Consider the following 22,119-nt stretch of genomic DNA (forward strand, 5'->3'; position numbering starts at 1 on the left):
CGATAAAACGCTTTCGCCCGAAAGGCTTAAAGCGGGCCCGGAGTAAGCTCCCACAGTGAGAGCCATGGACGCAAAGACCCTCAGGAAGGGCGAGAGGTACTACAAATCCGGGAAGGTTCTCTGGGTCGTCAAGTACGGGGACAGGCTCTTCTCCAAAGTCCTCGGGACTTACCCGTACTACGTCGAGCTGAACCTGCAGACCGGCGAAAACCGCTGCACCTGCCCGCTTGGAGGAGACTGTAAGCACGTTGCGGCCGTTATGAAGGCCCACGAGAGCGGTTTCTACTTTGAGACCTTCGATAAGCACGCCGAGCTCTTCCCCGAGGCAGTTGCGATGGAGTTTCTGGCCGAAGTTCCGGAGCTGGCCCTCGACGTCACGCTGAAGGAGCTCCGCTTCGCCCTGAGCACTGACGAGAGCGGGAGCGAAGTGGCGAGGATCTTCAGGAGGGCCCTGAAGCTCGTCGAAATAACCGGAAAGCGGGAGGCCCTTCACGTCCTGGAGGAGGTCGCTGAGGAGTACAGGCACGTTTTTGAGGACTACGAACTTTCCCTAAAGCTTGAGGACGAGCTGAGGGAGCTTGAGACGGCTCTCTAAAAAAGCCTTATAAATCCCCCAAACACTAAATTGGAACTTAGAGGGTGGGAAAATGAAGGCGATCTATCGGGAGATGTGCCCGAACTGCCTCGGTAAAATCTCCGATGAGAGGCTCTACCTTAAAAACCCTTGCGGCGTGTGCCTTGACGGTCCCGTTCACGCTGATTCTTATTTTGACCTTGTTACTGCCGTTAGAAGTGCGCTTCAGCTCAGGGGCACGCTTAGGGAGTGGGAGAGGATATACAAGCTTGAGAGGGGAGTCCGTGAAGTAGAGGAGTTCTTCGAGAGGGCCACAGGCTTCACCTTCTGGAGCGCCCAGAGGACGTGGGTCAAGCGCCTTCTCAAGGGCAGGAGCTTCTCCATCATAGCCCCGACCGGAATGGGCAAGAGCACTTTCGGGGCCTTCATGGCAGTGTGGCACGCCACTAAAGGGAAGAAGAGCTACATAGTCGTCCCAACAACACCGCTTGTCATCCAGACCGTTAGGAAGATCAGGGCCATAGCAGAGAGGGCCGGAGTCGAGGTTAACCTCGCCTACTACCACGGCAACCTCCGCAAAAAGGAGAAGGAGGAGATGCTTGCCAAGATACAGGGCGAGGATTACAATATCCTTGTAACCAGCGCCCAGTGGCTGGCGAGGAAGTACGACGAGGTTCTCAGGGGAAGGCGCTTTGACTTCATCTTCGTGGACGATGTTGACGCGTTCCTTAAAGCGAGCAAGAACATAGACCGCTCCCTCCTTCTCCTTGGCTTTACTGAGGAGGTCATAAACAAAGCCTGGGAGATAATACGTCTCAAGAAGAGCATGGCGAAATACCTGAACGGCCGCGCCCAGGACAGGGGGGAGAGACTGAAGGAGCTAAACGAGGAAATTTCAAAGCTCCAGCAGGAGATTGAGGAGTTCAAGAGGAACAACCCGGTAGGCATAATGATTATAGCCTCCGCCACCGGCTCGGCTCGCGGGGACAGGATAAAGCTCTACCGCGAGCTCCTCGGGTTCGAAGTCGGCTCTGGGAGGAGCGCGCTGAGGAACGTCGTTGACAGCTATCTCAAGCCTACGAAAGACGTCAAGGAGCACGTGGAAGAGCTCCTCACCATGCTCGGGAAGGGAGGCATAATCTTCACCCCAATCGACCAGGGGCTCGGCTACGCCGAGGAGCTGGTGAACTACCTCCGCGAGAGGGGGTTCAGGGTCGAGCTCGTCAGCTCGAAGAACAAAAAGGCCATAGAGAGGTTTGAAAACGGTGAGGCCGATTATCTGGTCGGCTCGGCCACCTACTACGGCTCCCTCGTCAGGGGGCTTGATCTACCGCACCTCATACGCTACGCGGTCTTTACCGGTGTTCCAAAGTTCCGCTTTTCCATAGATCTTGAGAGACCGACGATATACCGCGCCCTTGGCCTTCTCAGCGAGATAATGGAGTTCCTGAGCGACGAGGACAGGAAAACCGCCGAGAAGCTCCACGCCCGGCTGAGAAAGCTCATCAGGAACATACCCCAGTTCGAGCTTCTCAAGATAGAGGAGGCTCTGGCCGAGGGGCTCCCTATAGAGAGCGGCTTTCACAACCATGTTCTGGGGGTCTTCCGGGAGCTGGTGGAGTTCCTCAGGAGGGTTCTGAAGGACAGGGATGTTCTGAGGAGACTCGCTGAGGATCCCTTCATAAGCCTCAGGGAGGAGGGCGGAAAGTGGTACATCGAGATTCCAGATGTTAGAACCTACATACAGGCGACCGGGAGGACGAGCCGCCTGTTTGCCGGCGGGATCACCAAAGGTCTCAGCGTTCTCATAGTGGACAACGAGAAGGTCTTCAACGGCCTGGTAAGGCAGATGCGGTGGCGCTTCACGGAGTTCAAGATGGTGCCCTTTGAGGAGCTGAACCTCAATGAAATTCTAAAGCAGATAGACGAGGACAGGGAGAAGGTCCGGCTGGTGATGGAGGGCAAAATAAGCGCCAAGGTCAAAGACCTCGTCAAATCTGCCCTCATGATAGTCGAGAGCCCCAACAAAGCCCGGACGATAGCGAACTTCTTCGGACAGCCGAGCAAGAGGCGCATAGGCGATCTCGTTGCATACGAGGTCAGCATAGGGAACAAGATGCTGACGATCCTGGCGAGCGGAGGGCACATGTTTGATCTCGTGACCAACGAAGGGTATCATGGGGTTCTGATCGACGAGGAAGAAGGTATGATTAAGTTTATTCCTGTCTACGATACGATAAAGCGCTGCAGGGATTGTGGCCACCAGTTCGTTGACTGGGAAGAGAAAGGCGTCTGCCCGCGGTGCGGGTCGACCAACGTGCGCGACGCCCTGGAGAACGTCAATGCCATGCGCGAGATAGCCCAAGAGGTAGATGAGATACTCATCGCGACTGACCCCGACACCGAAGGTGAGAAGATAGCCTGGGACATAAGGAACGTCCTCTCACCATACACACCAAACATCAAGCGCATAGAGTTCCACGAGGTTACTAGGCCAGCAATAATGCGCGCCATTGAAGAGGCAAGGGACGTCAATGAAGGCCGCGTTAACGCCCAGCTCGTGCGCAGGATAGAGGACAGGTGGATAGGCTTCGAGCTGAGTCAGGAGCTTCAGAGAGTTTTTGAAAACCGCAACCTCTCCGCTGGCAGGGTGCAGACCCCTGTCCTTGGCTGGATAATCGAGAGGTACAAAGAGTTCAGCGAGAGCGAGACCTACTTCCTCGGATTGACCCTCGAAAACGGCCTCCAGGTCACCGTTGAGGTTGGCAAGGACGGAAAGAACGTGGAGCCTCCGGAGTTCGTAACGGTTGAGAAGGTCGAGCTTGAGGAGAGGGAGCTGAACCCCAGTCCACCTTACACCACCGATGCCATGCTGAAGGACGCTTCAACCTTCCTCAAGCTCTCAGCGCCTGAGACTATGCGCTTAGCTCAGGACCTGTTCGAGATGGGTCTCATCACCTACCACCGCACTGACTCAACGCACGTCAGCAACACAGGAATAGAGATAGCTAAGGAATACATAACCCAGGAGGTCGGAGAGGAGTATTTCAAGCCCAGGCCCTGGGGTGAGGAGGGAACCCACGAGGCTATAAGGCCGACGAGGCCGATAGACACCGGCAGGCTGATGCAGCTCGTCCGCGACGGCATAATCCAGCTCCCTAAGAACCTCACGAGGAACCACTACCGTCTCTACGATATGATATTCAAAAAGTTCATGACGAGCCAGATGAGGGCCGCGAGGATCCTCTTCGAGAGGGCAACGATAAACGCCGGCGTTGGAAAGGCCGAGATAGAAGGTTACATCGAGGTCATCGAGGACGGCTGGACAAGGCTCCGCTCTCCGCCGTTCAGGCAGCTGCCAAGGCTTGAGGAGGGAGCCAGGCTCAAGGTCGTGGAGGCCAAGAAGTGGAAGGCCCCGAAGGTTTCGCTCTACACGCAGGGCGACATAATAGCGCTCATGAAGGAGCACAAGATAGGAAGGCCGTCAACCTACGCAAAGATAGTCGAAACCCTGATAAGGCGCTACTACGTCATTGAGACCCGCGGCAGAAAAAAACTGGTGCCGACCGAGCAGGGCATTAAGGTCTACCACTATCTCATAAGTAAATATAAGGAACTCGTCAGCGAGGAGAAGACCAGGGAGCTCGAAGAGCTGATGGACAGAGTTGAGGAGAATAAGGCAGACTATCAGAAGGTGCTGGAGGCGCTTTACGGGGAAATACGCCGGCACCTCAGGGCATGGCAAACAGTCTCCTGACCCTCCATCTCCCGGCCTAAGTGACAGATGCCGCGGATTACACGTTCGAAAGGTTACATTGATATCACTTTTTTTACTCATTGTGAACGTCTTGTCCGCCAATATTCCCGGCCAATTTTGCTAATCAGTAAAACCAAAAATCTTAAAACCCTCAGTGTAGTAATAGGTTTGCATTGACACGCAACAGCAATAATATCCAGGAAAGTCATCCCGGGATAATTGCCGGGACAGAAGGCATGCCACTAACAATTGGTGGAAAAAATTTATATGGTATGAGACCAACTAAAAAATATAGAAAATGTGGTGGTGGTAAAGATGGTTAAGGACAAGATGGTTGAGCTCCTTCAGGAGCACTTTGAGTTGAACCTCTACGAAGCAAGGGCGTACGTGGCGTTGGTTGGTTTTGGTGTCCTCACCCCGGCCGAGCTGGCCAGCGTCTCAGAGGTTCCGGCACCGAGAACCTACGACGTTCTCAGGAGCCTCGAGAAGAAGGGCTTCGCCATAAGCCAGCCCGGAAAGGTCAACAAGTACAGGCCCGTCCACCCGCAGAACATCCTCGAGAAGTTCATCGAGGAGTGGCAGGAGCGCGTTGCGGAAGAGCTTGAGGCCAAGAAGAGGGCCAAGGAAGAGCTCCTCCAGCTCATGAGCCCGCTCATCGAGACCGAGATTCCGAAGTACGGCGTCGAGAAGGTCTGGGTCGTCCGCGGAATAAGGAACGCCACCCTCAAGACCAAGGAGATGTTTGAGGAGGTCAAGGAGCAGATACTCCTCGCCGACGACGGTTACATCGCCATCAACCTCGAGAGCGACATCATCAAGGCGATAAACAACGGCGCCAAGGCCAAGATAATCGTCACCGAGAACGTCTACCACAGGCTCAGCGCTTCCAAGATACTCGACTACCACAAGGCAGGCAAGCTTGAGCTGAGGGTCATAGACAAGCTCGAACTCCCGATGCTCATCTGCGACGACGAGGTCTTCTTCGCCCTCGAGGACATGGCTGCCAGGTACTTCAACTACGAGACCCAGATATGGATCAAGGACTTCCGCGTCAAGGCCCTCTTCGAGGGCAAGTTCAACGAGTACTGGGATAAGGGAGAGAAGGTCTGAACTCCTTCGGCCTTTCTATTCCCTTTTCCCTGTCTTTTCTGCAAATTGAAAACAAGGAAAGGTCGTCATTTTCTCCTGAGGACGAGTAAAAGTGTGGCGAGCAGAACCAGAAAGGCCAGCCCGCAGATTTTGCGGTTTTCTTTCGTGCTGGTGGGAGTTTTTGACGTGCTGGATTGTGTGTGGGTAGTGTTGATTTTTCCAATCGTTCTGGTTGAGGTGTTCGTAACTTCTTTGCAAATCGTTACGTTGACGATTTTAACGCTATTCGGAAACCAGAAGCCGTTTATCACGTTCGTAGTGTTGATGTAAAAGAGTGTAACGTTCCTCGTTAAATTGCCCTTTTTAAGAGTGAAATAAACTGGAAACTGAGTCCAGTTAACGACCAGGGGCAGCAGGGGAGACCAGGTGGTATCGCTCGCGTTTGCAACAAGGAAGAAATTTCTTGGAACCTCGATTTTCCAGCCGTTTATCTCTTTCTTGAACACCTCCTTTTCGAGTTGAGACCAGCCCGCGTTGACGCGTTCAACGCAGAATTTTTTCGTATCTAACCGGTAAACGTAGTCCACGTTCACACCACTCTGAGCCTCTGCAGAGTAAGCGAAGACGCTCACGTTAACGTACCAAGAACCGTTCACGTAAGTTATTCCCTTGAAATACACCCCACTCACGTTCCTGGGGGCGTAAGGAGGAAGACTTGAGAGCAGGGCAGGAGTGAAGTTCAGAAGGTAGAGCTGAGAACCATCGAAGAAGAGGAGATACTCGTAAACATCATACACCTCAGCCCAACAGTTCTCCATCATACCACAAGTGATGCCGTAGTTGTCAACCTCAGCGCGAATCAGAGCGTTTGTCCCGTTTGAGAAGACAGTGTAGTGAACCCCATAGAGAAAACCGCCTGAATTCACGTAGTAGACTGCCGAAACCGGAACGGTGAGGAAAAGAAGGGCAATAAAGAGGGGAATCACCAGTCGGGACATTTTGACCTCACCTTATCGACGACTCTCAAGTCGGTGCCGAAGTAGTATGCCCTGTCTGGAAAGATGGTGTTTATAGCCCGTTCTGGAGGAACTGGAGCCTTATGGAACACTTCAGAGTAAACTTTCAAAATTGAACTAACGTAATCACAGGCGCGATTAATGCACTTTTGTTCTGTTTCTGGAGTGGGCTTTTCGTCACATCCAACTCTTTCCACGAAGTGATTGTCCTTCCACCATCCTTGAGTGCTTTTGCAGTACGCACAGTTGCTCTGTTCTCCAATTATGCTGTTGTCGGCCTCCATCTCAATAGAAAGGCCATGTTTCTTCATCCACTTCACGCGGGATACCAACTCCTGCAGAGTGTAATCACTTCCGTCGTCTAATTTAGTAGTCTGATAGTAGTGAGGCTGAACGAACACGTGGTCAAAATACTCTGCAAGGGTTGGAATAGTGACATAGTCAGAGTTGGTTATCCACTTCATAGCCCTGTTTCCAATAGTGGGAATCCAGATTAGTTCCTGTCCATGTCCGTGGACGTAATTATATAGGCCTTGGATGAACTCCCTAGAGACGTTTTCACCGTGAGGTCCTGTTTGGAGAGGGCTCTCGTAACTCCAGTAAAAGCCCTTCATGTTGTCAATATCGACGGAAAGAACTCCATCAATCCAACCCCTGTAGTATGAATCTGGGACACTTGAAAAAGACGCTTGGGTCTGATCCCTCTGCCTGCCATCGGGGCGACTAAAAGGGATTGTTATGTAAAGTGGCGTGTCAATGCCCAGGGGGAGAACCCATTCCGCTAACTCTCTCCCGTCGTTGTACCCATTAGAGTACATAAAACCACTGCAGTGAGAGTTACGCCCTTCACCATCCAGTATTATCAACCTATCAAAACCCCTCTCCTTGAAGTCATCAACAGTGGCTTTCCTGCCCCCAACCGTCATCCTTGACTCGTAGTTAGAGCCGTTCCACCTAATCCACCATAGTGCGAACTTTGCCACGAGACATCACCATCATGAGTACTACAAGGCCATATAAAAACCTGTTTGGATTTCTACTTGTCAAAATTGCAACACAACGATTCAAAAAACAAAAGGTAAAAACCAATTACTCAGCTTTGGTTCAAATCTCCCCATGTGTTCTTTTACTGTATTACTTACGTCTCCGTACTGCCAGCGCTGATGTTGCCAGCAGAACCAGAAAGGCAGTGCCGCAGATTTTTCTCCCGTGTGTAGCGGGTTTGTGTAGTTCAGCGGTGGCGTTTGTGGCAGACACGACTGGCTTCTCGCATACAAGCTCGCTAAAATCTGGGGGCACTTCAAGCAGGGAAACCGTCCCGTTTTCGATCCTAGAGAGCAGAGGGGCTTCATCAAGGCCCTCTCCAGCGGGAAGTTGCACCACCTCCCTGTTGATCAGCACGATCCCTCTTTTCGCCTTGAAAGCTGTTAAGCGGAGCATTGATGCGTTTATATCCCCTGGAAGCGTGGCGGTGTAGTCCTTTCCCTCAAAGTTGAATGCTATCCTTCCCTCTCTGGCCTCCACGTAGCTCCCGTAGGTCTGCGTTGAGGGGAGCTTAAAGGCCGAGACGTTAAGTTGCGCTCCGTTGCACCTTTTGGTCACGGTTCCGTTTGGGTAGGCGGTGATGGTGCACTCTGAAACCTTCTCAAGGCAGTTCCCTTCAAAGCGGTATGTCTCCCTTACGGTCACGTTCTTGATGAGCGTGAAGTTCTTTGGTTCGCCGTCGATGGTTAAGGTGACGTTTTTGTACGGTTCCTTGGATTTCTCCACCTTAAGCACGTAGAACGTTCCGTTTATCATGCCAACCGGAGTTGTATTCATGAGCGAAGGCCCGTATCCCCCGAGCAGAAAGGCTCGCTCCCCGTCCGTCAGGACGTAGTATTCTTGGAGAGAATTCGCGAAGTCCAGCCTGCTCTCCCATTCTCCGGCTATCATCCCGCAGACGTAGCTGTCGTGCTCGACGACGATGAGCAACCAGCCGTTTATAGGATAAACTCCCTTGACGAGGTAAACCTCATAGGCAGAGCAATCCGCCGAGACCGCCCGAGTTGAAGAGGGGATTAAGAGGATTAACGTTAGGAGAGCTATGAACTTTCTGATACGCGCCACCTCCTCATTTTCCTCACGCAGGCTGGGGCTAAAGCGCCGAAGAGGAGAAAAGCCGGCCCGCAGATGCCCTTTTTGGTTTCTTTTGTGTTGGTTTGTGTTTTTGTTGTATTAGGAGACGTCTTTGTTGTGTAGGTTGTGCCGTTGGTCTCAACGGCCATGCTGGTAGATGTATTCGCACTGATCTTGCAGACCGTCACGTTGACGATTTTAACGTCACTCGGGAACCAATAGCTGGGAACACCAGAGGTGTTGGGAGGAACGTAGTTATCGCGGGTGACATTGAGATTCAGGTAAACGAGGGTGATATTTCTTGTGAGGTTGCCCTTTCTGAGGGTGAAGTAAACAGGAAAAACGCTTGAGTTCGTCAGTATCGCCGGGCCGAGGGACCAGATGCTCGCGTTCTTGCTCATGGTAACCCACACCTCGCTCACGTTCGCGTAACCCCACTCGCCGGGGCCAGGCTGCAGTTCAACCCGCCAGCCGTTAATCTCGTTGCTAGTTTTTCCCCGGGGGAGCCAGAACCAGCTGACGTTTAAGGGTTCAACGCAGAAGTTTTTGGCATTGAAGCGATAAAATCTCTTAGTACCTGAGATTTTAACCATCAGATACCAGCTTTCGTTTACGAAGCTCGCCCCTTCATAAGTCCCGTGGGGTGTTCCAAAGGTGGGAGTAAAGTTCAAACGGTAAAGTCTGGAACCATCGAAGAAAAGAAGAAACTCCTCGGCCCACAGGGGCTCAGATTCTCCATTCCATTGTCCCCCAAGCAGTGGGGGATTGTATGGGACGTATTCGAGAATCAGGAGGTGAATGAACGCGTCGCTTCCGTTGGAGACGACGGAGTACCGGACATTATAGACGGAACCGCTGGGATCGACGGAAATCACTGCTCTGGAAAAGAGGGTGAGGGAGAGGAACAGGATGATGATGGTTTTAAATGTACGGTTCATTGAGTTCCCTCCGGCAACGTTCTTGGAGTGCGTCCATCACTTTGAGGTTAGTGCTGAAGTAGTAAGCCAGGTCCGATGGTTCCCATCTGGCGTCGTGTAATGCTCTCATGTAATCTAGGGCGTAGTTTATTGCTTTCTCATGCTCGTGCTCCCTACAGTTCTCATAACAGGTTTTGAGGTTGCGGTCGCACCCCATGTTTTCGGGGCATCTACCTGAATATCCGCACGGAATGCCCAGGATTGTCCTGTCTGCTTCCATCTCTATTGAGACTACCGTGTTTGGATTTTGTTTCCTGACATGTTTTTGTAGCCCATCGTGAATGTACCTGATTTTCTCAACGAGTTTCTTATATGAGTACGAGAACGTTTGTTTAGTGCCGTTAATGTTCTCTATGCAGTTTTTGTTCTGATAATAGTTTGGCTGAACGAATACGTAATCAAAGTAGCCGCCAACTTTGAGAATCCCGTCAAACGCATCATCGCTCAAATACGACACGCCCCTCTCATTAGTCGCCGGAATCCAGGTCAACTCCAGCCCATGGTCGTGGATGTAGTTGTACATGTATTGGATGAATTCCTTGGAGACGTTCTTACCGTAGTTGCCTGTTTGAAGACAACTCTCATAGCTCCAATAGAATCCAGTGAGGTCACTGTTGTCAACGCTCAGAACACCATCAATCCAGCCTTTATAGTACGAGTTCACGCCGGAGTATTTAAACGGGATCAGTGCCTGGTCCCTTTGGCCTCCATCAGGACGCTTGAAGGGTATCGTTATGTACACCGGAATCCCGTGCACGTTGTCCAGTACCCATCTTGCAAATTCTTTCCCATCGTTGCGTCCTGAATCATAATACGGGCCGGTATAGTGAGAACCTCCTCCCTCCCCATCAAGTACAACAACCCTATCAAAACCTCTCTCCCTGAAGTCCTCGACAGTGGCCTTCCTTCCCCCAACGGTCATCCTCGACTCGTAATCAGATCCATTCCATCGAACCCACCATAGTGCGAACTTTGCCACAAGACATCACCGTTATGAATATTATCCAGACATATAAAAAACTATTTGACTTTCTACCTGTTAAAATTGCAACATCATGAGTCAAAAATTGGAGGTAAAAATCGATTACTCAATCTCCAATCCAAATATGAAGAGTTCAAACGTACTTGAACTCCTCCTCAAGTTCGTCCTTCTCCCTCAGCTTCCAGTAGAGCTTCCCTTCCTTCTGATAGCTCTCCACCTTCCCCTGCTCGACGAAGCGGAGCAGGTAACGGCGTACCTCCATGGGTTTTATTCCGGTTGCCTCGGCTATTTCCTCGATAGTCTTCGGGCCGTCCTTAATAGCCTCCAGCACCCTAACGTTCTTCATTCTCCTCCCTCCAGTTTTTTGTATCGCTCCAACAGTTCAATTATCTTCTCCATAACCCTTAAGTGTTTCTCAAGCTCCCCTATATCGTCTGGGAGTGAGTTGGCAAGTTCGTTGAGCTTCTCCATGAGCTTCTCCTCAACACCCTCCATCTCTGCCTTCCGCTGTTTTGCCCTGTGCTCACATATAGGGCAGAAAACTTTCCCTCCCTTCTCGAAGAGGGGTGAACCACATTTTGGACAGTGCTTATCGAGCATCTTAGCTCCGGAGAGCATCAGGGGCATGAGGACAGTTCTCATCTCCTCCTCCGTTGGGCCCTTTTTCACTGTGATCACCCCATGAGGAGCTGGAAGACCTCGACAAAGGCCTTTTTTCCGAGTTTTGAGCGTCTTATCCTGTCAGACACCTCAGATATGTCAAAAGACGTTATCCGGAAACTGCGTTTAATCTCCCCAAGGATTTCGAGAAGCTCTTCCAAGGTCAGCTCGCCGTGCTGGAATCTGGCTATCCTGTACTCCGGCCTGAGCACGTCCATATCCACCGTCAGGTATATCTCGTCCCCCAGGTATCTCCTGGCCTCATCCAGGATTTCGAGGATGTCGTTGGTCTGGAGGTTCTTGTAGGCCCTCCACTTCCCGCGCACCTTCCTGCTCCTCAGGAGCGCGGGGAATATTTTGACCCTCCTTGTCCAGAGCTGAGTCCTCTCGGTAGTGGGTATCATAAGGACGGGGGCGAGAACCACGGCTCTGTTTACAATCCTCTCATCGAGGGCGTAGGCCAGCCATGAGCCGTGGTCGAGGTAGTCGTGCATCAGGTCGGTGTGGGCGTCAACGCTGAGGATGGACGGCGGGCGAAGCTTTTCTATTATCCCGTAGGTCGCGAGATGCTCACCGACTATATACGCCCTGTCCTGGGGGATGCGCTCAGGGAGGAGCTCAACCCGGCTGGACTCGACTATCATGTAGTCCTCAATGAGCTTGTTCCGCTTGAGGAGCTGCAGAACGTAGAGAACGCCGTCCCTGTTGGGCCTTTCGCCGAAGGGGATGAACGTTACCATTGATTCCACCCACCGGAAGTTGGGGCCCCACTTTTTAAACCTTGGCAGGGACGATAAACAAATTAATGTCAAATCTCAAAGCCAAAGTTTAAAAAGTAGCCCTATAAAGATTAAAACGAAAACTCATCGGAGGCGAGGGAATGATACTCCAGGTCGCTCTTGACTTGACTGACATTGAACAGGCAATTTCTATCGCCGAGAAGGCCGCACGCGGCGGCGCCCACTGGCTTGAGGTCGGCACCCCACTCATCAAGAAGGAAGGCATGCGCGCTGTTGAGCTCCTCAAGAGGCGCTTCCCCGACAGGAAGATAGTCGCAGATCTGAAGACCATGGACACGGGGGCACTGGAGGTCGAGATGGCCGCGAGGCACGGCGCGGACGTCGTTTCTATCCTCGGTGTCGCCGACGACAAAACCATAAAGGACGCCGTTGAAGTAGCCAGGAGGTATGGAATCAGGGTCATGGTGGATTTAATAGGCGTGAAGGACAAGGTCAAGCGCGCCAAAGAGCTTGAAAAGATGGGCGTCCACTATATACTGGTCCACACAGGTATAGACGAACAGGTCCAGGGCAAGAGCCCGCTGGAAGACCTCGAAAAGGTCGTCAAAGCCGTCAGCGTTCCCGTCGCCGTCGCGGGAGGGCTGAACCTTGAGACGATACCAAAGGTAATCGAACTGGGGGCCACAATAATAATCGTGGGCGGTGCAATAACCAAGGCTGACGACCCCGAAGAAGTTACCCGGAAGATAATAGACCTCTTCTGGGGAGAGTACATGATGACAATAAGGAAGGCTATGAAGGACATAACGGAGCACATAACCGGCGTTGCGGAAAAGCTCAAACTGGAGCAGGTCAGGGGCTTTGTCGATGCAATGATAGGGGCCAACAAGATATTCATCTACGGCGCCGGAAGGAGCGGCCTCGTCGGTAAAGCGTTTGCGATGCGCCTCATGCACCTCGACTTCAACGTTTACGTCGTCGGCGAGACGATAACCCCTGCCTTCGAGCCTGGAGACCTTCTCATAGCCATCAGCGGTTCCGGTGAGACCAACAGCATCGTGGACGCCGCGCAGATAGCCAAAAAGCAGGGCGGGAAAGTTGTTGCGATAACCTCCTACGCCAGCTCAACCCTGGGGAAGCTCGCCGATGTGGTAGTTGAGATACCGGGAAGGGCCAAGACGGACATACCCACAGACTACATAGCCAGGCAGATGCTCACCAAGTACAAGTGGATAGCGCCGATGGGTACCCTCTTCGAAGACTCCACGATGATCTTCCTGGACGGCGTCATAGCACTCCTGATGGCAACGTTCCAGAAGACCGAAAAGGATATGAAGCGGAAGCACGCGACCCTAGAGTAAGGGGTCGCCATGGTGTCTTTTACTCATATTTTTGTGGGCATTGGAAACGCCGGAGCGCGGATAGTCAACAGTATAGGCGTTGACGGCGCAGTCAAGGTAACGGTAAACCCCGCCTATTATCTCCTTCCCCGTTCGAAGGAGTACGAGGAGCGCCTTAGGGGGTTCTTTTCAAGGATACCGGAAAACACCTTTCTGTGGCTGATCTTTGAGGACAAGGAGGCCAACATAGAGCTTCTCAGGATAATCACCGACAGCGCACCCAGAGACACGATAAAGCTCGCCTACGTGCTGACTCCCCAAAGGGAACTTGTTGTGGGGGAGAAACCCCAATGGGCGTCGGGCTTCGAGACGGTGTTCTACGACTCCCTGTGGGACTTCTTGAAGGGGGACGACACACCCCTCGTCGAAGCGTTCCAGAGGGCCTCCCACAACATAGCTGAGATGTTTTCGCGGCTCTATTACTACCTTGAAGCCCAGATGCTCGTGAACATTGACTACGCCGACCTCTTCAACATTATCCGCGGAGGGAACGTCGGCATCCTGCGTCTCCTGAGAAGTGTTGACTTTGGCTGGCACTGGGGTGTGTGGGACAGGGGACTTATAGGCATACTCGTCGGGAAGGAGTTCCCCCTCAGGGACGCCCACGGGATACTGGCCAACTTCCAGGAGATTCTGGCGGAGAAAGACATAATCTGGGGCGTCATAATGGACGAGTCGCTGACAAAGGAAGTTGAAATACTCGCGCTGCTCGTCAAGAGGTGGTAGCGGATGAAAAAAATAAAGGCCGTTCTCTTTGACATAGACGGAACAATGCTTACGGAGATGCCCCTCATACAGATGTTCCTCCCCCTCGTGTACGAGTCCTTGGCCAAAAAGTTTGGAATAAGCCGCGATGAGGCCAGAGAACGGTTTCTTGGCGAGGTATTCTCCCGAAGGGACACCTACGACTGGCACGACTGGAACTTTTTCTTTCGGCTGTTCTCCCTGGATATGAAGTACGAAGACATCCTCCGGAGCTACCCCCACAAGCTCCAGGTTTACCCTGACACGGTGCCCGTGCTGAAGTGGCTCAGGGACAGGGGATACACCCTCGGAGTGGTGACGAGCGGGCCAGAGTACCAGAGACTGAAGCTCAGGCTTGCGGGGCTTTCAAAGTACTTTCATGCCGTCGTTACAAGGGACGACGTAAACGCCATAAAGCCCGAGCCCAAGATATTCCTGCACACCCTAGGGAAATTCGGGATCCAGCCAGAGGAGGCCGTTATGGTAGGTGATTCCCTTACCCAGGACGTTTACGGGGCCAAGAACGTTGGAATGGTGGCCGTATGGATAAACCGGAACGGGGACAACGGTTACCACATGCCCGACTATGAAATCCGAACCCTTCACGAGCTGAGAACGGTGCTGAGGTGGTTGGAATGAAAAAGATATTCGAAGCAGAAGGAAACTTCATCAGGTACGAGGAGCACAGGGTCAAATTGGAAAACGGCGACGAGCTGGTTCACAGAAGCGAAGAGCCGACCGAGCTCTGGTGGAAGCTTAAGGAGGCAGTAAAAGGCAGGAAAGTCCGCATAGTCGTATACGACACCGGTGAATGAAGCATGATAGCGCATTTAATAAACACTGACGTCGGCAGAAGGGGCGTCCTCAGGGTATACCTCGACTATCGCAGGGACAACCCCAATTTTTTAAATAATTCTGCAAAAATGCTGTTAGACAATTATGAGAGGGTTCTGATCATAACGGGGTTTCCGATACCCCCGTCAATGAGGGCAGAAACCGACGGCCCCCCCGGGGCGCTTGCCGTTGCCAAGGCCATCGAGGCCCTGGGTGGGAAGGCGGAAATTCTGACGTATCCGGAGGTTAGGACCGCACTGGAGCCCTTCGGTCTGAGGTTCGTGGAAGAGCCGGAGTTGTCGGGGTACTCACTTGTCATAGCCATCGAAACCCCCGGCCGGGCTCCCAACGGAAAGTACTATTCCATGGGGGGGCTGGAGATAACCAGAGAGACTTTTGACTGGGCCGTTCTTGAGGCGGGAGAGCTCGGGATACCCACAATAGGCATAGGGGACGGCGGCAACGAGGCAGGGATGGGGAAGATCTACGACCTCGTGAGACGGTACGTCCCGAGGGGGGAGGTTATAGCCAGTACAGTCGAAACGGACGAGCTCATACTATCCGCCGTATCAAACTGGGGGGCCTACGGCCTGGTCGCAGAGGCCTCAATAGAGTCCGGGAGAAAGCTACTTCCCGACTGGGACGAGAGAACCATAGTAAGGATAATCTCCAAGCTCGGCCTCATAGACGGTGTTTCAGGACAGAACACGGCCACTGTTGACGGCATATCCACTGGCATCCACGACAGAATCGTTGAACTTTTAAACGCATTGGTTGATGAAGCGCTAAGGTGATCGAATGAGGCTGGATAAATTCATAGCCGATGGTAGGAGCCTCAGACTCATAGAGAGAACCCGTGAGTATGCCAAGCACTTCTTCGAGAGGGAAGGCACCCACGGCTTCAGCCACGTCGAGAGGGTATTCAACCTCTGCATGCACATTGGAAAAGAGGAAGGCGCAGACCTTGAAGTCCTCGCCCTGGCGGCGCTCCTCCATGACGTCGCCCGTCCTCTGGAGAGTGCCGGGAAGGTTGAGGACCACGCCCTTGAAGGGGCGAGGATAGCCAGACAGTACCTGAAGAGCCTGGGATATCCCGAGGAGAAGATCACCGCCGTCGCTCACGCCATAGAGGCCCACAGGTTCTCCCGTGGCCCCGAACCGAGGACACTTGAGGCGAAGATACTGAGCGATGCCGACAAACTGGACGCCATAGGTGCAATAGGTGTGGCCAGGGTCTTTATGTACTCGGGGGAGCACGGCAGAGACATAGAGGCATCGCTGAGGCATTTCGAGGAAAAAATCCTGAAACTAAAGGACCTTATGTACACCGAAACTGCCAGAAGAATGGCGGAAGAGAGACACCGCTTTACCCAGCAATTCATGGAGCGCATAAAACGCGAGATAGAAGGAGAGATATAAGGCCTCCTCCAGCCTTTTCTTCCATAATAAGGTTTTTAAAGGACTTCCGGAATTAAGGGTTAGCCCATTTAAGTTCATTTTTCAGGCAAGGGAGGTGAGGAGATGAAGGCACCGATCTGTGAGGTGTGTTTGAAGACCGACGACATTCTGTGCCCGGCTGACGAAAAAAAGCTCCAGGAAGGGGTCATAACCGAGCTTGATGTCAACGTTGCGAGACTCCTGTACAGGCTCATCGGCGATGCGGACGTCGAGTTCAAGAAGGCCGTTGAGGCGGGGGACATAATCGTCATTATGGTCGGGGAAGGAGACGTCCCAATAACCATCGGTAAGGGCGGGAAGAACATCAAGACCCTTATGAGGGAGCTAGGTAAGAGGATACGTGTTATAGAGGCCGTTGAGGTCAAGGGAACCGATGACGTTAAGAAGCTCGCCACCGACCTCCTCTATCCTGCGGGAGTTTTTGGAGTCAACATAGTCTACAAGCCAGGAGGAGGAACCTACTACAAGGTTCTAGTGATGGGCAGGGACCGGAGAAAGCTCCCCGAAAAGGCGGAGGTCTTGGAGAGCATACTTTCCCAGATAGCAGGGGAAGAGGTTAGGATAAACTTTATTTAAACTTCCTTTTCTTTCCCACCGTTACTGACCGGAGGTAGATGGTATGTACAGAACGCACTACTCAGCCGAAATAACTGAGGAGCTCAACGGCCAGAGGGTTAAGGTCGCAGGATGGGTCTGGGAGATAAAGGACCTTGGGGGAATAAAATTCCTGTGGATACGGGACAGGGAGGGGATAGTCCAGATAACAGCCCCCAAGAAGAAGGTTGACCCAGAGATATTCAAGTTAATACCAAAGCTCAACTCTGAAGACGTTGTGGCCGTTGAGGGCATCGTCAACTTCACGCCCAAGGCAAAGCTCGGATTTGAGATACTCCCTGAGAGGCTCGAAGTCTTAAGCAGGGCGGGTAGCCCGCTCCCGCTGGACCCCACCGGGAAGGTCAAGGCCGAGCTCGACACCCGCTTGGACAACCGCTTCATGGACGTCAGAAGGCCCGAGGTAATGGCTATATTCAAGATACGCTCCAGCGTATTCAAGGCCGTCCACGACTTCTTCCACAACGAGGGCTTCATTGAGATCCACACGCCCAAGATTATAGCAACGGCCACCGAGGGCGGAACCGAGCTCTTCCCCATGAAGTACTTCGAGAAGGACGCCTTTCTGGCCCAGTCCCCTCAGCTCTACAAGCAGATAATGATGGCCTCTGGACTGGACAGAGTCTACGAGATAGCCCCGATATTCCGTGCCGAGGAGCACAACACGACGAGGCATCTCAACGAGGCCTGGAGCATCGACGCGGAGATGGCCTTCATCGAGAACGAGGAGGAGGTAATGGGGCTCCTCGAAAGGCTCGTTACCCACACCATCAACTACGTGAGGGAGCACAACGCGAGGGAGCTTGAAGTGCTAGGCTTTGAGCTTGAGGAGCCAAGGCTACCCTTCCCGCGCGTGAGCTACGACAGGGCCCTTGAAATCCTCGCCGACCTTGGCAAGGAGATTCCATGGGGTGAAGACATCGACACTGAAGGAGAAAAGCTCCTCGGAAAGTATATGCTGGAGAACGAGAACGCGCCGCTCTACTTCCTCTACAAATATCCGAGCGAGGCCAAACCGTTCTACATTATGAAGTACGACGACAAGCCGGAGATATGCCGGGCCTTTGACCTTGAATACCGCGGTGTTGAGATAACCTCCGGCGGCCAGAGGGAGCACCGTGTTGAAATCCTTGCAGAGCAGATACGGGAGAAGGGCCTGAACCCGGAGAGCTTTGAGTTCTATCTCAAGGCCTTCCGCTACGGAATGCCGCCTCACGGGGGCTTTGGACTCGGCGCAGAGCGGCTGATAAAGCAGATGCTCGACCTGAACAACATCAGAGAAGTCATCCTGTTCCCGAGGGACAGGAAAAGGCTGGCACCGTAACATCTTTATATCATCCTTTCCTTTTGGTTATTAGCTGACTACCTATACGGAGGCTGGAGATATGAAAAAGGCAGTAGCTTTAATCTTGTTGGGCTTAATGATTCTCTCAATGACACCAATGACCCGGATAGTAAAATCCGCTGAGGTTCCCCCCTACGCGTCCATCAGTGCAATATCCCTCGGAAGGGGAGACAAGGCTGTTCTCGGCCAGTTTGAGGTACAGTTTGTGGATGCAAACCTTGACTGGAGTCAGGTGTACATAAGGATCACCGGGCCGGAAGGAAAAAGCGTCGGGGGAACCATTGGGAGGGACGGCTACGTTTCATACCCCTCCGATTCGGACGTGTACCTGAGGGCACTGGTCACGTTCATAGACAAGTACAAACAGTCGATATACCTCACCCTCCAGTCCCCCCTGGTGCTCATAGCAAACCAGACAATGAACGAGGGGGACACAATAACCCTCCCCTCACAGTACCACGGGATAAAGATAAAGCTCTTGGACGCCACCTCGGTTGATGCCACGTTTCAGGTGGACATGCCAGACAAAACTCGGGTCTTCCAGCTGGACGAAGGGAGGGGCGTGGGCCTCGGATATCCCCTCGGAAACGACGACTTTATTTACTCAAACTACGTCTACATAGAGCTTGTGGAGACGTACTCCGGAGGCCCAGCCAAAGTCAACGTTTACGTCCCCAGGGTGCCCGACACCAGCTTCGAGGTAGTTCCAAAGGAAGAGACACCTTCCCAACCGACCACCATCTCCGGGACAGTTCTGGTATACAACGGCCTTCTCTACGTCAACGAGCAGCTCCCCGTTACCATCAATAATGTCACGTACAACATCAAGCTGATCTCCACGATCCCGGACATGGTTCTGGTGGACGTCCTTGAGGGCAGCAAGAAGATTGCCGATCTGAGGCTGGAAGTGGGGGACATCCCGAAGGACGTCCCAAATGCTCCCCTGAAGCTGTCCGTCCAGAACGTTGAGCCCAATTATAAGAGGGCAGTCATAAGGGTATACGCCCCAGAAAACGCCCAGGTCACCCCAATACTCAGGGAGGCAAACATAGCGGCCAAGATAGACGCAATACCCAAAGAGATAATGGTGAACGACAACTTGGTTCTCACCATAAACGTCCAGAACCTCGGGAGAGGCGATGCGTACGATGTGAGCGTTGCGGCCCCAATACCCAACGACTTTGAACTGGTGAGCATGACCAAAAACTGGAACCTGAAGACGTTCCCCGCATTTACCAACATGCCCGCCCTCATTTACGTCCTGAAGCCCACAAAGGTCGGCGAGTTTGATATAGGGAAGGTCATGGTGACTTTCTATGATGACAAGAGCCTTGAGACGGGTAAAAAGAAGATAGTGTACTCACAGGCACTTCGGGGCATTAAGGTTTATGGCATACCAAAGCTCGACGTTACCGCCTCGGCGTACAACGGCACATGGTCGGACTACATCACTGCCAAGGCCGGAAGCAAGGTTCGCCTGAAGTTCACCATCAAGGCATCCGGTGAGAGCCCGAACTTTGAATTTATAAAGAATGCGACGCTGGTTCTAAACCTCCCGTCGAGCGTTGACGGGCCCTCCGAAATCCCCGTAGGGACGATCAAAGCGGGCGAAACAAAGAGCGTGCAGACTGACCTGAGCATAATATCCGAAGATCTGGCCAACGTTGCTGCTGAGCTTGCGTACCGTGATCCCCTCGGAAACGAGCACAGACTAGCGCTCGGGAACCTCGTCACAATAAACAGCGTCCCGCCAAAGGTCATTGTCAAAGAGGTCAAAGTGTGGCCATCGCCCGAAGAGCTACCCTCCTATGTTGAGAAGGTGCTGAGCAGCACGAAGGATCCTGAGTCCCTGGCCAGGCAGATAATCAGCGTTTCAGAGGGCTATGCCCCCACCACCAACCCGTGGATGCCCCTGGCAGTTGTGCTTGCAGTGGCGACGGTGGTGCTTGGGGGAGCGGTGTACATGTACAGGACGGAGGTCCAGAGGCTCAGGGAAAAGATGAGAAAGAAAAAGAGCCGGCGGCCGGGAGGACTGCCCAAGAAGGCAGAGGAAGAGAAGCAGGAAAGTGAAGAAACATCCGAGCTCTGAACTCTTCCTTAAATTTATAAGCTCCCCCCTCCACTTTTCTCCGGGGTGAACCATGTTCAGGTACAAGCAGGTCATAGTCTCGCGGAAGGATCTCAAGCTCAGCAAAGGTAAGTTCGCCGTCCAGGTGGCCCACGGGGCTGTTACTGCTGCCCTCAAGGCCCAGAAGGAGAAGCCGGAGTGGTTCAAGGCCTGGTTCCACGAGGGGCAGAAGAAGGTCGTCGTCAAGGCGGAGAACGAAAGGGAGCTCTTCGAGCTAAAGGCCCAGGCCGAAAAGCTCGGCATCCCAACGGCGCTCATCAGGGACGCTGGTTTAACTGAGATCCCCCCTGGAACGATAACCGTGCTGGCAATCGGCCCGGCCCCGGAGGAGCTGGCCGATAAAGTTACTGGACACCTGAAGCTGGTGTGAGAGATGAACTACCGCGAGTTTTTCTCCAAATTCCGTTATCTGAGTGAGACCCCCGGGATAGGGGGGAGGATCAAAGCTCAACCTGAGGACTTCGTCGTCATCGAAGACCCCTTGCCCCAGATATTCGAGGGGAAGAAGCACGCGGTGTTTCTCCTCAAAAAGCGAAACTGGGACACCATGAGCGCCGTCAAGGAGATAGCCAAGCGGGCTGGGATAAACTACAGGGACATAGGCTTCGCCGGGACGAAGGACAGGCACGCGGTGACCTACCAGTACATCAGCGTGCCGGCAGGGGCAAAGGAGGCAGTTGAGAACGTCCAGATAAGGGACATCGAGCTGAGGTTCGTTTCCTACGGCCGCTTTATCAAGCTTGGCTACCTCCGTGGAAACAGGTTCAGGATAATCGTCCGCGACGTTGGTGAGGATGCCTTTGAGAGAACCAAGGAAATAGTGAGAGAGCTGAAGAAAAGGGGCGGCTTTCCCAACTACTTTGGCTACCAGCGCTTCGGGGAGAAGCGCGTCACGAACCACCTGATCGGAAAACTCCTCCTGCAGGGGGACTTTGAGAGTGCAGCGAGGCTCTTCCTCGGCGCCCACGGTGGCGGAATGGAGGGGGACGAGGCCAGGAAGCACTTCTGGGAGACCGGGGACGTTGAGAGGGCCCTGGAGGAGTTCCCCAGCTTTCTCCGCTACGAGAGGACCATACTCCACCGCTACAAAGAGACCGGGAGCTGGAAGAGGGCTTTTCTAAGCCTTCCGCTTCCCATAATGCGCATCTTCATCCACGCCTACCAGGGCTACCTCTTCAACCTCTACATCTCAAGGCGCATCGAGGAGGGCATCCCCCTCGACGAGGCCCTAGTGGGGGATATAGTCATCCAGCTTAAAGGTGGCATCCCCTACCGAGACAGAACCTACCGCGTCACCGAGACCAACGTCAGTTTCGTTAACGGGAAGATAAAGAAAAACCAGGCGATGGTGTCCGGCCCCCTCTTTGGCTTCGCCATGAGGAGGGCCAGTGGTGTTCCAGGAAGGCTGGAGGAGGAAATCCTTGAGGCGGAGGGGATATCCCTTGAAGTCTTCAGAAAGCTTCCGAAACCGATGGCTGAAGCCGGCGGAAGGAGGGAGCTTTTGATAAGGCCCCTCGAGCTGACCTACGGCTACGTGCCTGAAACTGGAATGTGCTTCAGGTTCTTCCTTCCGAAAGGTGTTTATGCGACCAGCGTGCTCAGGGAGATAATGAAGGACCACTGATTGCCCCGGACATGTTAAAAAACTTTTTATTTGCCTGCGTTCTACTATTTTGCTGGCACTT

22 protein-coding genes are annotated in these 22,119 nt (G+C 53.1%); 14 read left to right on the plus strand and 8 right to left on the minus strand.

Features of this window, described 5'->3' with window-relative positions:
* Positions 1-64 precede the first annotated feature (64 nt).
* From E3E36_RS09480 to trmBL2, 3 genes are all read left to right on the plus strand, one after another.
* Complete coding sequence (locus tag E3E36_RS09480; RefSeq protein WP_167895383.1) at positions 65-595, plus strand: SWIM zinc finger domain-containing protein; 531 nt, start codon at positions 65-67, stop codon at positions 593-595.
* A gap of 52 nt (positions 596-647) precedes the next feature.
* Positions 648-4,331, plus strand: a complete 3,684-nt coding sequence (gene rgy, locus E3E36_RS09485; protein ID WP_167895166.1) for a reverse gyrase — start codon at positions 648-650, stop codon at positions 4,329-4,331.
* A 315-nt stretch (positions 4,332-4,646) separates the two neighbouring features.
* Positions 4,647-5,441 carry an HTH-type transcriptional regulator TrmBL2 gene (gene trmBL2 / locus E3E36_RS09490; RefSeq protein WP_167895384.1) on the plus strand — a complete coding sequence of 265 codons (795 nt, stop codon included), beginning with the start codon at positions 4,647-4,649 and terminating at the stop codon, positions 5,439-5,441.
* 65 nt (positions 5,442-5,506) lie between these two features.
* On the opposite strand, the gene E3E36_RS09495 is transcribed toward trmBL2, so the two are convergent.
* The 8 genes from E3E36_RS09495 to E3E36_RS09530 all read right to left on the minus strand — a co-directional run bounded on the left by E3E36_RS09495 (position 5,507) and on the right by E3E36_RS09530 (position 11,913).
* Positions 5,507-6,418: a hypothetical protein gene (locus E3E36_RS09495; protein ID WP_167895167.1), complete on the minus strand. Its 912-nt coding sequence runs from the start codon at positions 6,416-6,418 to the stop codon at positions 5,507-5,509.
* Entirely contained in the window at positions 6,403-7,419 is a 1,017-nt protein-coding gene (locus tag E3E36_RS09500) for a DUF4855 domain-containing protein (RefSeq protein WP_167895168.1), read from the minus strand. The genes E3E36_RS09495 and E3E36_RS09500 overlap by 16 nt, the downstream gene beginning before the upstream one ends.
* Before the next feature lie 151 nt (positions 7,420-7,570).
* On the minus strand, positions 7,571-8,545 hold the full coding sequence (locus E3E36_RS09505) for a hypothetical protein (protein WP_167895169.1): 975 nt from the start codon (positions 8,543-8,545) through the stop codon (positions 7,571-7,573).
* Entirely contained in the window at positions 8,521-9,492 is a 972-nt protein-coding gene (locus E3E36_RS09510) for a hypothetical protein (protein WP_167895170.1), read from the minus strand. The genes E3E36_RS09505 and E3E36_RS09510 overlap by 25 nt, the downstream gene beginning before the upstream one ends.
* Entirely contained in the window at positions 9,476-10,510 is a 1,035-nt protein-coding gene (locus tag E3E36_RS09515) for a DUF4855 domain-containing protein (protein ID WP_342764403.1), read from the minus strand. The genes E3E36_RS09510 and E3E36_RS09515 overlap by 17 nt, the downstream gene beginning before the upstream one ends.
* Before the next feature lie 136 nt (positions 10,511-10,646).
* On the minus strand, positions 10,647-10,859 hold the full coding sequence (locus E3E36_RS09520) for a helix-turn-helix domain-containing protein (protein WP_167895171.1): 213 nt from the start codon (positions 10,857-10,859) through the stop codon (positions 10,647-10,649).
* Positions 10,856-11,182, minus strand: coding sequence for an Sjogren's syndrome/scleroderma autoantigen 1 family protein (locus E3E36_RS09525; protein WP_167895172.1), 327 nt, complete (start codon positions 11,180-11,182; stop codon positions 10,856-10,858). Before E3E36_RS09525 ends, E3E36_RS09520 begins: the two co-directional genes overlap by 4 nt.
* A 5-nt stretch (positions 11,183-11,187) precedes the next feature.
* On the minus strand, positions 11,188-11,913 hold the full coding sequence (locus E3E36_RS09530) for an arginase family protein (RefSeq protein ID WP_167895386.1): 726 nt from the start codon (positions 11,911-11,913) through the stop codon (positions 11,188-11,190).
* A 140-nt stretch (positions 11,914-12,053) separates the two neighbouring features.
* Between E3E36_RS09530 and hxlAB the strand changes: the two genes are divergently transcribed.
* The 11 genes from hxlAB (at position 12,054) to truD (ending at position 22,058) form a co-directional block, all read left to right on the plus strand.
* Positions 12,054-13,274: a bifunctional 3-hexulose-6-phosphate synthase/6-phospho-3-hexuloisomerase gene (hxlAB, locus tag E3E36_RS09535; protein ID WP_167895173.1), complete on the plus strand. Its 1,221-nt coding sequence runs from the start codon at positions 12,054-12,056 to the stop codon at positions 13,272-13,274.
* 9 nt (positions 13,275-13,283) lie between these two features.
* Positions 13,284-14,039: a hypothetical protein gene (locus E3E36_RS09540; RefSeq protein ID WP_167895174.1), complete on the plus strand. Its 756-nt coding sequence runs from the start codon at positions 13,284-13,286 to the stop codon at positions 14,037-14,039.
* Positions 14,040-14,042: 3 nt separating this feature from the next.
* The gene (locus E3E36_RS09545) at positions 14,043-14,696 is read left to right on the plus strand and encodes a TIGR02253 family HAD-type hydrolase (protein WP_167895175.1); all 654 of its coding nucleotides are present in this window, start codon (positions 14,043-14,045) and stop codon (positions 14,694-14,696) included.
* Positions 14,693-14,872, plus strand: a complete 180-nt coding sequence (locus E3E36_RS09550; protein ID WP_167895176.1) for a hypothetical protein — start codon at positions 14,693-14,695, stop codon at positions 14,870-14,872. The genes E3E36_RS09545 and E3E36_RS09550 overlap by 4 nt, the downstream gene beginning before the upstream one ends.
* A gap of 3 nt (positions 14,873-14,875) precedes the next feature.
* Complete coding sequence (locus E3E36_RS09555; RefSeq protein ID WP_167895177.1) at positions 14,876-15,685, plus strand: glutamate cyclase domain-containing protein; 810 nt, start codon at positions 14,876-14,878, stop codon at positions 15,683-15,685.
* Between the two features lie 4 nt (positions 15,686-15,689).
* A complete protein-coding gene (locus E3E36_RS09560; protein WP_167895178.1) occupies positions 15,690-16,310 on the plus strand; it encodes an HD domain-containing protein in 621 nt (206 codons plus the stop codon).
* Positions 16,311-16,412: 102 nt separating this feature from the next.
* Positions 16,413-16,925 (plus strand): KH domain-containing protein, encoded by a 513-nt coding sequence (locus E3E36_RS09565; protein WP_167895179.1) that lies wholly within the window; start codon positions 16,413-16,415, stop codon positions 16,923-16,925.
* Positions 16,926-16,968: 43 nt separating this feature from the next.
* A complete protein-coding gene (gene aspS, locus E3E36_RS09570; protein ID WP_167895180.1) occupies positions 16,969-18,285 on the plus strand; it encodes an aspartate--tRNA(Asn) ligase in 1,317 nt (438 codons plus the stop codon).
* A 109-nt stretch (positions 18,286-18,394) separates the two neighbouring features.
* Positions 18,395-20,395 carry a DUF11 domain-containing protein gene (locus E3E36_RS09575; RefSeq protein ID WP_240911837.1) on the plus strand — a complete coding sequence of 667 codons (2,001 nt, stop codon included), beginning with the start codon at positions 18,395-18,397 and terminating at the stop codon, positions 20,393-20,395.
* Positions 20,396-20,447: 52 nt separating this feature from the next.
* Complete coding sequence (pth2, locus tag E3E36_RS09580) at positions 20,448-20,804, plus strand: peptidyl-tRNA hydrolase Pth2 (RefSeq protein WP_167895182.1); 357 nt, start codon at positions 20,448-20,450, stop codon at positions 20,802-20,804.
* 3 nt (positions 20,805-20,807) lie between these two features.
* On the plus strand, positions 20,808-22,058 hold the full coding sequence (truD, locus tag E3E36_RS09585) for a tRNA pseudouridine(13) synthase TruD (protein WP_167895183.1): 1,251 nt from the start codon (positions 20,808-20,810) through the stop codon (positions 22,056-22,058).
* Positions 22,059-22,119: the final 61 nt, after the last annotated feature.

The organism is Thermococcus sp. M36, from assembly GCF_012027355.1.
Taxonomy (GTDB): Archaea; Methanobacteriota_B; Thermococci; order Thermococcales; family Thermococcaceae; genus Thermococcus.

Bases quoted from the DNA above. Each gene is read 5' to 3' on its own strand.
- trmBL2 (WP_167895384.1), top strand. From the start codon at position 4,647: ATGGTTAAGGACAAGATGGTTGAGCTCCTTCAGGAGCACTTTGAGTTG.
- E3E36_RS09555 (WP_167895177.1), top strand. From the start codon at position 14,876: ATGATAGCGCATTTAATAAACACTGACGTCGGCAGAAGGGGCGTCCTC.
- E3E36_RS09530 (WP_167895386.1), bottom strand. From the start codon at position 11,913: ATGGTAACGTTCATCCCCTTCGGCGAAAGGCCCAACAGGGACGGCGTT.
- E3E36_RS09480 (WP_167895383.1), top strand. From the start codon at position 65: ATGGACGCAAAGACCCTCAGGAAGGGCGAGAGGTACTACAAATCCGGG.
- E3E36_RS09520 (WP_167895171.1), bottom strand. From the start codon at position 10,859: ATGAAGAACGTTAGGGTGCTGGAGGCTATTAAGGACGGCCCGAAGACT.
- E3E36_RS09495 (WP_167895167.1), bottom strand. From the start codon at position 6,418: ATGTCCCGACTGGTGATTCCCCTCTTTATTGCCCTTCTTTTCCTCACC.
- hxlAB (WP_167895173.1), top strand. From the start codon at position 12,054: ATGATACTCCAGGTCGCTCTTGACTTGACTGACATTGAACAGGCAATT.
- E3E36_RS09575 (WP_240911837.1), top strand. From the start codon at position 18,395: ATGACACCAATGACCCGGATAGTAAAATCCGCTGAGGTTCCCCCCTAC.
- E3E36_RS09510 (WP_167895170.1), bottom strand. From the start codon at position 9,492: ATGAACCGTACATTTAAAACCATCATCATCCTGTTCCTCTCCCTCACC.
- aspS (WP_167895180.1), top strand. From the start codon at position 16,969: ATGTACAGAACGCACTACTCAGCCGAAATAACTGAGGAGCTCAACGGC.
- E3E36_RS09545 (WP_167895175.1), top strand. From the start codon at position 14,043: ATGAAAAAAATAAAGGCCGTTCTCTTTGACATAGACGGAACAATGCTT.
- E3E36_RS09565 (WP_167895179.1), top strand. From the start codon at position 16,413: ATGAAGGCACCGATCTGTGAGGTGTGTTTGAAGACCGACGACATTCTG.
- E3E36_RS09550 (WP_167895176.1), top strand. From the start codon at position 14,693: ATGAAAAAGATATTCGAAGCAGAAGGAAACTTCATCAGGTACGAGGAG.
- rgy (WP_167895166.1), top strand. From the start codon at position 648: ATGAAGGCGATCTATCGGGAGATGTGCCCGAACTGCCTCGGTAAAATC.
- E3E36_RS09560 (WP_167895178.1), top strand. From the start codon at position 15,690: ATGAGGCTGGATAAATTCATAGCCGATGGTAGGAGCCTCAGACTCATA.
- truD (WP_167895183.1), top strand. From the start codon at position 20,808: ATGAACTACCGCGAGTTTTTCTCCAAATTCCGTTATCTGAGTGAGACC.
- pth2 (WP_167895182.1), top strand. From the start codon at position 20,448: ATGTTCAGGTACAAGCAGGTCATAGTCTCGCGGAAGGATCTCAAGCTC.
- E3E36_RS09540 (WP_167895174.1), top strand. From the start codon at position 13,284: ATGGTGTCTTTTACTCATATTTTTGTGGGCATTGGAAACGCCGGAGCG.